This is a genomic window from Streptomyces sp. NPDC088197, from assembly GCF_044741185.1.
Classification (GTDB): Bacteria; Actinomycetota; Actinomycetes; order Streptomycetales; family Streptomycetaceae; genus Actinacidiphila.
Genome location: NZ_JBIUSD010000002.1, coordinates 685,258 through 696,929, shown reverse-complemented (window position 1 = coordinate 696,929; position 11,672 = coordinate 685,258). Strand labels below are relative to the sequence as shown.

The window sequence follows — 11,672 nt, the reverse complement described above, 5'->3', positions numbered from 1 at the left end:
GGCGGCCGCGCCCGCTCGCCCGTCCGGTCCGTGCCCCACGAAGGAGCTCTCCCGTGAGCGATGCGCGCCCCACCCGCGCCGCCCCGTCCCGCCCGCTCGACCGCCGCACGCTGCTGCGCTACGGCACCGGCGCGCTGGCGGGCGCCGGCCCCGCCCCGGCCGCCGCCGCGTACGGCTGGCCCGCCTCACTCCAGCAGGGGTCGAGCGGCGCCGCGGTCACCGAACTCCAGATCGGTATCGCGGGCTGGGCCGCCGACTCCGCCTCCCACACCGACGTCGGGGTGGACGGCTCCTTCGGCCCCGGTACGTACGCGGCCCTGCGCCGCTACCAGGCCGCGTACGGCCTCGGCGTCGACGGCGTCGCGGGTCCGCAGACCTTCGCCTCCCTCAACGCCCTCAAGGCGTCCGACGGTTCGATGAGCGGCACCGTCTCGCCTGCGGACCCGGCGCCTCCTCGTCCTGGGAGGCGCCGAATACGGTGGCTCATGCACGACGGGATCGAGACCCCCTACGCCGACGGGTCGGGTTCGAAGTAGCCGGGAGCGCTGAACAGGCCCGTGAAGGTTCCGGGACCGTGGCGCTCGTCGAGCCACGTCATCAGCTCTGTCACATCGCCGGTGACGATGGCCGCAAGGAGACGAGCGTGAAGCTCGTCTCCTTCTCCGAGGCCGAACTCCGCGAGGAAGCGGACGTATCGGCGGGTGACAGTCCTGTCGTAATCGCTGAGGGCTGCCGCGTATCGAGTCTGTTCCTCACTCGCGTGCACCTCGACCGCGCGCCCGGTGTCTTCCTCGGACAGCGTTCCCGTCACGTCGCGGAACACGAGTGCGTCGAGGATGTCGAAGGGCTCCGCCACACCGAACCGCTCTGCTGTCTGTCGGGTGATGGAACGCGCCTCCTTGTCGCAGGCGCCTTCCATGACGATTCCGAGGTTCCGTGTGTTGCGGCTTCCGTGCCGGTCGACCACCGAGTAGGGCTGTCCGGTCGCTCGGCGGTAGTTGATGCCGTACTGAGTCCGGACGGGCCTGCCCGCTACCTCCACGTACCGGCGACGAGATCCGTAGTGAAGGCAGTCATGCGTGTACGCGCGCAGAAGGTCGAGCAGAGCCAGCGGGGAGCGTTCGGTGTCCCGGCATTCCATGGGACCGTACATGGTGATGACGGCCATCATCTGGAGGTGCCGATACCCCTGGTCGGGGTGGTGAAATCCGCCGAAAGCCCTGGCGCGCGCGTGCGGAACACGTGGGCGGGGTGCCCGCTCGTCAGCGGGGAAGCGTCGGCGCGCATGGCTACCAGAACGGCCATGGCCTCTTCGCCGGTGACGGACTCGTTCGGAGCGAGTTTCGTCAAGGCGCCGAGCCGGCCTTGACGAGGTGGACGTGGGACTCCTGCATCCCTTCCGGGAGTGCGTCCGGGCTGAACCATTTCGCCTCCAGAATCTCGAAGCTGTCGAGCTTGACAACTCCGCCCACGTGAAGTGCCTCATAGGCGATCTCCACGCGGAGCTTGTAGCCGCTGGTTACCTGGACCAGTCGGCCTGGGACGACCTCGAGACCGGTTTCTTCCCTGACCTCTCGGACGACGGTCTTCTGGAATTCTTCGCTCTTGATCGCGTAGCCGGTAGGCAGCCCCCACGGTCGATCAGCGGGCCACATGCGGTGCTTGAGGAGCAGGACTTCCCCCGCCTCATTGCGCACCACGCCTGTCACGCCGACCATGAATTTGGCGTGCGCGAACCACAGAACGCGCCATTGCAGAGGGCCGCGAATGAGCTTCCACATTCGAGCGATGATCTGCTTCATGTGCACCCTTCCTGGAGGACAGAGTATTCCGCATGGACTGGCAGGACTGTCTCTTTATGCGCGTCAATGACTAAAGATCACTGCGGCAGGATTCAGCCCACTCCGCCAGCCGTCCGCGCGCGTCCCCGTCGAACAGAGCCTTCTCTTCGTACCTCGTGAATCTGCTGATGAGATCTTGAACATCGCGTGCGTCTCGGAAAACTATCGCTCCGAGGTCCAATTCGGCTGTAGCCACCGATTCATCGTAAACGGTAAAAGTGTTGAGCGCCCCGGGGCCCAGGTAGGTCCCCATAGGGATGACGCCGATTCGGATGTTCGGCTGTCTGCTGAGGGAAACAAGGTGGTCGATCTGCATGGCCAGCTCATCACGAGGAATCAGCGGATACAGCACGGCGGGCTCACACATGAGGAAAGTGAAATTCTTCGACTGGTCGAACAGTACGCGCTGCCGCTCCAGCTTGAGAGCCACAGCCTTTGACCGCTGTTCCGACGGCGCATCTCTGAGACTTGCTCGCACGTACGCGGGTGTTGCCAACAGGCCGGTAATCATGGACAGCAGGAAGTAGCGGAATGTAGCAGACGACGTTTCCAGTCCCGCTAGTTGCACCTGCTTCTTGTCCAAACCCTTGCGGCGCAGAGTCCTGCTGTCATGCCACTCGGTCTGCGCGATCCGCGCGAGCGCCATCACTTCGGCCGCTACAGCAGCGCTGGCTCCCAGGGCACGGAGGATCTGTTCCACGTCCAGCAACGAGGGGCGAGACTTGTTTCCTTCAATCCTGCTGACCTTCGACTGAGACATGTTGCAGCGCGCGGCGAGCCGGACTCCTGAGAGTCCGGCTCGCACACGCAACTCTCTGAGCTTGGCCGCTAGTTCGCGGCCCGACCGGTCCAGCTGGTCAGGGTCGATGGCCACCGTCGACGTACTCCCTGAACGGCACCGACTCCGCGACCGCGACGCGCTGGTACTCGACGAACGAGGCCGGGTCGCCCTCGTACAGTTCGCGACTGATCTGCGTTCCGTCCTGTGCGTAGTTCATGAGCACGACGGTGGCCCCGTCCAGAATCCAGAAGTCGGACACCCCGTGCAGCGGGTTGGGGCGATCCGTCACATCGAGGATTCGGATGTCGTCCCCGGCCCGCGCATGCACGTCGTAGTACATGAACTCAAACCGGAGATAGTCGGTCAACGGCCGCGCGACGATATGCACACGCCCCTTGCGCTTGCCCTCCGCGACGAGTTCGCGCACCCCGTCCATATAGGCGGAGGAGTACGTATCGGGGTCAATACGCTGTCCGGCGAGGAAGTCCCGAATATCTCCGTCCTCGCCGGGCGACCGGTAGACGGACAGCGTTTCCAGCCGCCAGGCCTCGCGTCGGATGCCCCGCATCAGGTCCTTCCAAGCGTCACCATCCAAGAGCACGTACGGCCTCCCTCAGAACGGTCTCAGGGATCTCGACCAGCCCCTCCCCGGCAGCAGGCTGGAAGGCGTCGGACACGTCGCCCTGAACGACGATGGAACCGTCAGCGGTCCGGTACACGTTCGGACAGTCGTCGTTGTTGCAGTTGCCGTTCCCGTTGCCGGTGAGCCGCTGTAAGGCATCGCGCGCCATACTGATCCCCTTTGTCGATGGGCCTTGTCGGGGCCGACATCCCATGACGTTACGGGGACGGACGAGGAGGCGTCCACGCGCGAAGGCTGCTATGCGCGATGTTGCATAAACCGGGAGCGTGTGACGGGTGCCGGCAACGCGAGACGGTCCGTACCCGGGTGGTGCTGGGGTGTCCGGGTACGGACCGTTTCCGAGCGGAGGCTGAACTGAGCCCGGGTCAAAGGGTCTTGTCAGCCGCCTCCTCGATCGCGGCCAGCGCGGGGTCGAGGACGATGTCCTCGTCCCGCGCCGCGATCGTCGGCTCTTCGGGGAAGTGACAGGCCGTCAGGTGCCCGTCCGTGTTCCCGTCGATCTGGATCAGCGGCGGTTCGTCCGTCGCGCACTTGTCCTGCGCCTTCCAGCACCGGGTGCGGAAGCGGCAGCCGGACGGCGGGTTGATCGGCGACGGCACGTCACCGGCCAGCCGAATCCGCTCGCGGTCGTCCGCGTGGTCCACGTCCACCTCGGGCACCGCGGACAGCAGCGCGTGGGTGTACGGGTGGCGCGGGCGCAGGTAGATCGAGTCGCGGTCGCCGACCTCCACGACCTTGCCCAGGTACATCACCGCGACGCGCTGCGAGAAGTGCCGCACGATCGCCAGGTCGTGCGCGATGAACAGGAACGCGATGCCCATCTCCTCCTGCACCTTCTGCAGGAGGTTGACGACCTGGGCCTGGATCGACACGTCGAGCGCCGACACCGGCTCGTCCGCCACGATCAGCTTCGGCTTGAGGGCCAGCGCCCGTGCCACGCCGATGCGCTGCCGCTGACCGCCGGAGAACTCGTGCGGGAAGCGGTTGTAGTGCTCCGGGTTGAGACCGACGGTCTCCAGCAGCTCGCGCACGTGCTTCTCGCGCCCGCCGGGCGGGTTGATCCCGTTGATCTCCATCGGGCCGCCGATGATGGTGCCGACCGTCTGGCGCGGGTTCAGCGACGAGTAGGGGTCCTGGAAGATCATCTGGATCTCGGACCTGATCGGCGCCAGTTCCTTGCGCGAGGAGTGCGCGATCTCCTGGCCCCGGTACAGCACGCTGCCCCCGGTCGGCTCCAGCAGCCGGGTGATCAGCCGGCCGGTCGTCGACTTGCCGCAGCCCGACTCGCCCACCAGGCCGAAGCTCTCGCCGGCGTGGACCTCCAGGTCCACCCCGTCCACGGCCCTGACGGCGCCCACTTGGCGCCTGAACGGAAAGCCGCCGTAGATCGGGAAGTGCTTGGTGAGGTCCTTGACCTCCAGCAGCTTCTCGCCGACGGGCCTTTTGTCGCGCTGTTCCGGGACCGTTTCGGTCACGGTAGCGCTGGTGTCGTTGCTCATGGTGGTATGCCTGCCCCTGGTGACCGGTCAGCCCAGCCGGGGCTGAATCTTCTCGATGAATACGGACTGCCGCTGTTCCGCGGTCAGATGGCACGCGGAACCGCGACCAGCCGGCAGGTCGGGCCGCGACGTGACGCAGGTGTCGCCGCCGACCAGCGCGGGGAACTCGCAGCGCGGGTGGAACGGGCAGCCGGTCGGCGGCCTGAGCAGGCTCGGCGGAGCGCCCGGAATCGGCGTCAGCGGGTCGTCGACATTGCCGCTGAGGCGCGGCATCGAGCTGAGCAGACCCCAGGTGTACGGGTGCTGCGGCTCCTTGACGATCTCCCGCACCGAACCGCGCTCCACGGCGCGCCCGGCGTACATCACGAGCAGGTCGTCGGCGACCTTGGAGACCACACCGAGGTCGTGGGTGATCAGGATGATCGCGGACCCGAACTCCTGCTGGAGGTCCTTGAGCAGGTCCAGGATCTGGGCCTGCACGGTCACGTCGAGCGCGGTGGTCGGCTCGTCGGCGATCAGCAGATCGGGGTTGCACACCAGCGACATCGCGATCATCGCGCGCTGCCGCATACCGCCGGAGAACTGGTGCGGGTAGTCGTCCACGCGCTGCTTGGGCTGCGGGATGCCGACCTTCTCCAGCATCTCGATCGCCCGGTCCCGGCCCTCGCGCTTGCTGGCGCCCAGGTGCTTCCGGTACGGCTCCGCGATCTGCCGGCCGACCGTGTAGTACGGCGACAGGGCGGTCAGCGGGTCCTGGAAGATCATCGCCATCTTGTTGCCGCGCAGCCGCTCCAGCGTGCGGTTGCTCGCACCGGTCAGCTCCTGGCCGTCCAGGATGATCTCCCCGGCGATCTCGGTGGTCGCCGGATTGTGCAGCCCGAGGATCGACAGGTTCGTCACCGACTTGCCGGAGCCGGACTCACCGACGATGCCGAGCGTCTGGCCGCGCTCCAGGTCGAAGGAGAGACCGTCGACGGCCTTGACGGTGCCGTCCTCGGTGGAGAAGTGGACGTACAGGTCGCGTACGGACAAGAACGAGTCCGACCCGCCCTTGTGCGTGCCCTCCTCGGGCTTGGTCATGGTGGTCACTGACGTTCTCCTAGGACAGTCGCACGCGCGGGTCGATGAACGCGTAGGCGGCGTCCACGATGATGTTGAACAGGACGATCAAGGTGGCGCTGAAGAGCATCACGCCCATGAGCATGGGCAGGTCCGTCTTCATCACGGAGTCGATCGCCAGTCGGCCGAGCCCGGCGAGCTGGAAGGTGTACTCGGTGATCATCGCGCCGCCGAACAGCGAGCCGAGGTCGATACCGAGGATCGTGACGATGGGGATCAGCGAGCCACGCCAGGCGTACCGGAAGAAGACGTACGCCGACGACATGCCCTTGGCACGCGCGGTCCGTACATGTTCTTCCTGTAGCTGCTCGATCATCGTCGAGCGCGACATACGCGTGTAGTTGGCGGTGAAGATCACCGACAGCACACACCATGGGATGAGCAGTCCGTTGAACCAGGAGAGCGGATTCTGCGTGAACGGCACGTACTTGGGCTGATCCAGGATCTGGTTGTTGTAGACCAGCAGGGCCAGCACGATCGGGCCGAGGAAGTAGATCTGCATCGAGCTGAGAACCAGCGACGCGGAGCTGAAGATCTTGTCGATGAACGTGCCGCGCTTCCAGGCGGCCAGCATGCCGGAGCCGAGACCGACGAGCAGGAAGACCACGGTGCCGCCCGCGGCGAGCGAGATGGTCGTGGGCAGGCGGTTCATCAGGGTCGGCCAGACCGGCTCACTCGTGGCGAACGAGTAACCGAGGCAGGGCGCGGGGCAGTTGCCGGCACTGAACCTGTGGCCGGTGAATATCCGCACCATGTAGTTCCAGTACTGGACCGGCACCGGGTGGTCGAGACCCAGGTTGTGGTGGATCAGCGCGATGTTCTGCGGCGTGCAGTTCTTGCCGCAGGAAAGGAGCGCGGGGTCGTGCGGAATGGCGAAGAAGAGGAAGAACGTGAAGGCGCTGATGAACAAAAGAATGACCAGAGCGCCGAGCGTCCGGCGGACGAGGAATCGAAGCATGGCGGTCGCAGCTCTCAGAGGACGGCGGCGGTGGGCGGGTGATCGCACCCCAGGTGGGGCCGGGCGGCTGCCCGGCCCCACCGAAGGCCGCGAGGGTGCTTACTTCTTGACGTACAGCTTCGTCAGGTCGATGCCCGAGGTGACGTTGTTGTAGACAACGCCGCCCACCTTCGAACCGAAGATCTGGAGCTGCTTGTAGTACACAGTCGGAACACCGGGGATCACCTTGGTGGTGATGTAGGTGTTGAGCTGGAACCAGGCGTCAGCCGCTTCCTTCGGGTCCGTGATCTTCTTGATGCGGTCGATCTCGGAGTTGATGTGCGGGTCGTTCACGTGCGAGTAGTTCGGCGCCTGGTCGGCGATCGTCCGGCCGTCGAAGACCGGGGGGATCACCGTCAGGGTCGACGGCCAGTCGGCACCCCACGCGGAGGCGTAGATGTCGTACGGGTTGTCGACCTTGCCGATCAGGTCGTAGTACGTGTCCGACGGCAGTTCCTTGCGCTGGACGTTGAAGCCCGCCTGGGTCAGCGTGTTGGCGATCGCCAGGGAGTACTGCTGGCCGGCGGTGGTGTTGATGTACGCGTAGGTGATCTTCATGCCGACCTTGCCGGCGTCCGTGAGCAGCTTCTTGGCCGCCACCGGGTCACCGTCGGGCTTGGCGACCTTGCCCAGCGGGTCGGCCTTCTGGTAACCGGCGAGGGTCGGGCTGATGAAGCCGCCCGCGTACTCGGCGCCGTAGGAGGCACCGAGCGCCTGCCACACGGGCTTGGTCGGGATCGCGAGCGCCAACGCCTTGCGGATGTTGACGTCCTTGATCTTGTTCATGTTGAAGTTGATCTCACCCACGAACGGCTGGTAACCGGCCACCGTGCGCTTGTAGATCGACGGGGTGCCCACCACGGTCGGGGTGTCGTCCGGGTCGACCGCGTTCGCGAAGCTCAGCGAGGTCTGGTTGTCACCGGAGTCCGACATCAGGCGCTTGGTGGAGTCCTCGGCCTGGTGGTTGAACGTGATGTCGTACGTGTCGACGTACTGGTGACGCGCCGCGTCCGTCTTCGGGTCCCAGGCGGGGTTCTTCACCAGGGTCATGGACTTGCCGGTGTCGAAGGTCTTGATCATGTACGGACCGGACGCGACGGGCGCCTTGTCGTACTTCTCCTTGGTGTCCTTCGCGTGGTCCACCACCGAGTAGCCCGGCATCGCGAACAGGTACGGAGCGTCGGGCTCCGGGTTCGGGAAGTGGAAGACGATGGTCTTGTCGTCCGGCGTCGACAGCAGGCTGTCCGGCAGGTGCTTGCCCTTGTACGGGCCCTCCGGGAGCAGCTTGCGGAAGTCCGAGCCGCTGGTGTTGGCCAGCCACTGCTGCAGGTACTGCGGGCCGTTGGTGACGAACGGGGCGAACAGCCGCTCAACGGTCCAGCGGATGTCCGTGGCCGTGATCGGCGTGCCGTCCTGGAACTTGATCCCGTCCTTCAGCTTGAAGGTCCAGGTCTTGCCGCCGTCGGACTCCACACCGCTGTCCGTGGCGAGGTCGCCGACGACGGTGTAGTTGCCCTTGCTGTCCAGCTTGTACGTGGTCAGACCACGGTGGATCAGGGTGGCGAGCTGGCCCTCGTTGCTGACGTAGATCTGGCCCGGGTCGAGGTGCGTGTAGCTGTCGCGCTCCAGGGCGTGCAGTGTGCCGCCCTGCTCGGCGCCCGCGATGGGCTCCGCCGGTCCGGTGGAGGCCGCGGCGTCACCGAAGGTGATCTGCGACTGAAGCTGGGTCTTGCTCTTGTCCTGCTTCTGCTTGGCGTCGTTGTTCTCGCCCTTGCCGCCCCCGCCGCCGCTGCTGCAAGCGGTGAGAACCAGCGCACCGGCGGCGACCGCCACCAACGCAGCCCGGGTTCTACGCATGGAAAGGTTCATAGCGGTGAATGCACCCCTGTTCGTTGTTACCTGTTAGCTGCCTGGCTCTCCTGGTGAGAGGGGCGGCAGCCACCCCCTGTTGCTGTGCTTCCTCAGCGTGCGGTCTTCGGATCGAACGCGTCCCGGACCGAGTCCCCGAGCAGGTTGAACGCGACGATGAAGATCACCATGGCGATACCCGGGAAGAACATGTAGGTGAGGTCGTTCTGGTAGATCTCACCGGCTCTGGCGAACATCCGTCCCCAGTCGGGGGTCGGCTCCACGAGGCCGACACCGAGGAAGGACAGGCCCGCCTCGGCGGTCACGAACCCGGGCAGCATGAGCGTGCTCTGCACCAGGATCGGGGTGACCAGGTTGGGCAGCAGTTCCCGGCGGACGATGCGCCAGGGCGAGGCGCCGGTGACCCGGGCGGCCTCGATGAACTCACGCTCCCGAAGCGTGAGCACCTGGCCGCGCAGCAAGCGGGCCAGACCCATCCAGCCGAGGAACCACTGCACCACGATCAGCGCGATCACGCGGATGTAGGTGGGGGTCGCGTCGGACGGCGACACCAGAAGCGCGGTGACCACGGGCATGAAAGCGACGAAGAAGAGCTGGGCGGGGAACGCCATCAGCAGGTCGCTGATCCGGCCGATGAAGTAGTCCGTCTTGCCGCCCATGTATCCGGCGACCACACCGAGGATGATCGCGGTGATGGTGACGATGATCGTCACCGCGATGCTGATCGCCAGCGAGGTGCGGATGCCGTAGAGGAGCTGGGTGAAGACGTCGCGGCCCAGCGTGGGTTCGATGCCGAACCAGAAGTGGCTGCTGATACCGCCGTTGGGCGCGACCGGGTAGCCGAACTCGTTGAGCAGGTCCGGACTGTTCTGCCCGTAGAGAGTGTACGGGTTCTTGCCGTACAGCTTGGCGATCAAGGGAGCGAAGATCGCTATCGCGAAGAAGAACAGGACCACATAGGCCGATATGACACCGGTTCGGTCGCGCCTGAACCGCCGCCACATGAGCTGGCCCGGTGACCGCCCGACCAACTCGGGGTCCACCTTCGTGGCCGCTGCCCCCTCCTTCCCGGGGTCGCCGGGGTCACCGATCGGCTCGGTGACCGTGGTCGATGTGGAACTCGTCATCGCGATTGCCCCCGCAGCAGGAGTCTGGTCGACGCGACGGGGTTGTGCGTCGCGGGTTGAGCGGACTTTCGCAATGGAATCAACCTTCAGTCAAGGGGGGAAGGAGGGAAGAAAGCTTGTTGTTTGGCATCTTGAGCGAAGATTTTGCAGATCGTCCTCCGTACGTGCTTGACAGTGATCCAAAACATCGGGCATTTCGGATATATCCAGGCGAAGCGCGTTAACATGCGTGCAACTTAGCCGTCGCAACTCCGATATACGGACGTAGCAGTCTGAACAACGTACGGCCGTGCGGGTGCCGTAGGCCGGCCGGGCGTCGCGAGCGACCCCGGCCGGCCGCTCGTCAACTCCCCGCAGTCTCCTCCTGGTTCGCGAACCGACTGTTCCTACCCCAAGTGGCACGGGTATATCTGAGGGAACACTGGGCCATGGGGGAGAAGGCCATGCAGCAGGGTATGCAGCAGCAGTCGCCGTACGGGCAGGGGTCCGGCTTCACGCCGCCAGGTCCGGTCGGACCGCGGACACTCGCGCCGGGAGCGCGGATCGCCGGGGCGCTGATCTGCGCGGTTCTCGTCGCGGTGGAGATCGCCTGGACGGTCCGCGACATCAAGCACGTCGGATTCCACGACACGCTCTGGGCCTGGCTCGGCCTCGACCACGCCGTCTACCAGCACGCTTTGCTGGCCACCGCGGCGCTGGACGGCGTACTGCTCGTGGTCCTGCTCGGCGCCCTGGTGTGGTCCGCGCGGCCCGCCGCCGGGTGGGCCTTCGTGACCGCCGGGGTCTTCGCGTTCGGATATCGGTTGCCCGGTCTGTGGATCTTCCAGTCCGACTGGACCGCCGGGGCGCAGATGCACACCCGGGCGCTGGCCACCGCGGTCGCCTTCACGCTCGGCGGGATCGCGCTCGTGGTCATCGGCCTCGCGGGCAGGCGCCCGGTGCGGGGCGGCGCGCCGGTCGGGGATGTGCCGCTGAGCGGTGCGCCGTCGGACACCGCGCCGTCGAGCGGGCCCGGCGCCGCGCCGGTGGGGCCGCGGCGCGGAGCGGCGGTGGCCGCGGGGGTGCTGCTGGTGCTGCTCGCGATCGAGGGGGCCGGCTGGCAGATCTTCGAGACGCACAAGTACACGACGGCCAACGACTTTCCGCCGCACTTCTACCGGCACCTGCTGACCGGCGAGGGCACGCTGACCACGCTGCTCGGCATGCCGGTCGCCTACGCGGGCTGGCTGCGGGTCGTGTTCGCGCTGCTCGTCGCCTGGGTCGCCTTCGCGAAGTCGGCGGCTTCCAGGGCGCTCGGCGTCGCCTTCGGCTTCGCGGCGGTCGTCTTCTGCGTCGTCGCGCTGGACAACTGGCACAGCTACCACCAGCTGTTCGAGTTCGACCACCTGCCGCTGTATCAGAAGAGTCAGCAGGTCTTCCTGGTCGTCGAGTTGGCGGTGGGGCTGGTGGTGCTCCTGCTGCTGGCGGTGCCCGGCAGGAGTACGGACGGCCCGCGGCCGGTGCCCGCTTGGGGTCCGCCGCCGCTGGGGTACGGCGCGGCGCCGGGGTCCGTGCCCGCATCCGCGCCGGGGTCAACGCCGGGCCCGGCACCGGGTTCGGCACCGGGCTCCGCGCCCGCTCCCGGCGGCTGGGGTCAGCCGCCCCACGCGTCCCCTTATTCCCAGCCGCCTCAACAGCCGCCCGCGGGCGGGGGGTTCGGCCCGCCGCCGCAGTTTCCGCCGCAGTCCCCGCCGGGCTACCCGCCGCCCCCGCCCGGCTTCCCGCGGGAGCCGGGCGGCGACGGACGCTGATCACCC

12 protein-coding genes are annotated in these 11,672 nt (G+C 66.6%); 2 read left to right on the top strand and 10 right to left on the bottom strand.

Annotated elements, in window-relative coordinates; translation table 11 throughout:
* The first annotated feature begins 53 nt into the window (after positions 1-53).
* Complete coding sequence (locus ACIOC1_RS07785) at positions 54-536, top strand: peptidoglycan-binding protein (protein WP_401852577.1); 483 nt, start codon at positions 54-56, stop codon at positions 534-536.
* Here ACIOC1_RS07785 and ACIOC1_RS07780 read toward each other — a convergent pair.
* The 10 genes from ACIOC1_RS07780 to ACIOC1_RS07735 form a co-directional block, all read right to left on the bottom strand.
* Positions 509-1,168, bottom strand: coding sequence for a hypothetical protein (locus ACIOC1_RS07780; RefSeq protein WP_401852574.1), 660 nt, complete (start codon positions 1,166-1,168; stop codon positions 509-511). The two genes, ACIOC1_RS07785 and ACIOC1_RS07780, sit on opposite strands and share 28 nt — an antisense overlap.
* Before the next feature lie 178 nt (positions 1,169-1,346).
* Positions 1,347-1,802, bottom strand: coding sequence for an NUDIX domain-containing protein (locus tag ACIOC1_RS07775; RefSeq protein ID WP_401852572.1), 456 nt, complete (start codon positions 1,800-1,802; stop codon positions 1,347-1,349).
* Positions 1,803-1,872: 70 nt separating this feature from the next.
* The gene (locus ACIOC1_RS07770; RefSeq protein ID WP_401313042.1) at positions 1,873-2,715 is read right to left on the bottom strand and encodes a helix-turn-helix domain-containing protein; all 843 of its coding nucleotides are present in this window, start codon (positions 2,713-2,715) and stop codon (positions 1,873-1,875) included.
* Positions 2,699-3,223 (bottom strand): DUF6879 family protein, encoded by a 525-nt coding sequence (locus ACIOC1_RS07765; RefSeq protein ID WP_401852570.1) that lies wholly within the window; start codon positions 3,221-3,223, stop codon positions 2,699-2,701. The genes ACIOC1_RS07770 and ACIOC1_RS07765 overlap by 17 nt, the downstream gene beginning before the upstream one ends.
* Positions 3,207-3,413, bottom strand: a complete 207-nt coding sequence (locus ACIOC1_RS07760) for a hypothetical protein (protein WP_401313048.1) — start codon at positions 3,411-3,413, stop codon at positions 3,207-3,209. The genes ACIOC1_RS07765 and ACIOC1_RS07760 overlap by 17 nt, the downstream gene beginning before the upstream one ends.
* Before the next feature lie 217 nt (positions 3,414-3,630).
* Positions 3,631-4,764 (bottom strand): dipeptide ABC transporter ATP-binding protein, encoded by a 1,134-nt coding sequence (locus ACIOC1_RS07755; protein WP_355348258.1) that lies wholly within the window; start codon positions 4,762-4,764, stop codon positions 3,631-3,633.
* Between the two features lie 27 nt (positions 4,765-4,791).
* Positions 4,792-5,853 carry an oligopeptide/dipeptide ABC transporter ATP-binding protein gene (locus tag ACIOC1_RS07750; RefSeq protein ID WP_391049281.1) on the bottom strand — a complete coding sequence of 354 codons (1,062 nt, stop codon included), beginning with the start codon at positions 5,851-5,853 and terminating at the stop codon, positions 4,792-4,794.
* A gap of 10 nt (positions 5,854-5,863) precedes the next feature.
* On the bottom strand, positions 5,864-6,841 hold the full coding sequence (locus tag ACIOC1_RS07745; RefSeq protein WP_355348256.1) for an ABC transporter permease: 978 nt from the start codon (positions 6,839-6,841) through the stop codon (positions 5,864-5,866).
* A gap of 99 nt (positions 6,842-6,940) precedes the next feature.
* Positions 6,941-8,737 carry an ABC transporter substrate-binding protein gene (locus ACIOC1_RS07740; protein ID WP_355348254.1) on the bottom strand — a complete coding sequence of 599 codons (1,797 nt, stop codon included), beginning with the start codon at positions 8,735-8,737 and terminating at the stop codon, positions 6,941-6,943.
* A 104-nt stretch (positions 8,738-8,841) separates the two neighbouring features.
* Positions 8,842-9,876: an ABC transporter permease gene (locus tag ACIOC1_RS07735; RefSeq protein ID WP_355348251.1), complete on the bottom strand. Its 1,035-nt coding sequence runs from the start codon at positions 9,874-9,876 to the stop codon at positions 8,842-8,844.
* A 443-nt stretch (positions 9,877-10,319) separates the two neighbouring features.
* On the opposite strand from ACIOC1_RS07735, the gene ACIOC1_RS07730 reads away from it, so the two are divergent.
* Positions 10,320-11,666 (top strand): hypothetical protein, encoded by a 1,347-nt coding sequence (locus tag ACIOC1_RS07730; RefSeq protein ID WP_391049284.1) that lies wholly within the window; start codon positions 10,320-10,322, stop codon positions 11,664-11,666.
* Positions 11,667-11,672: the final 6 nt, after the last annotated feature.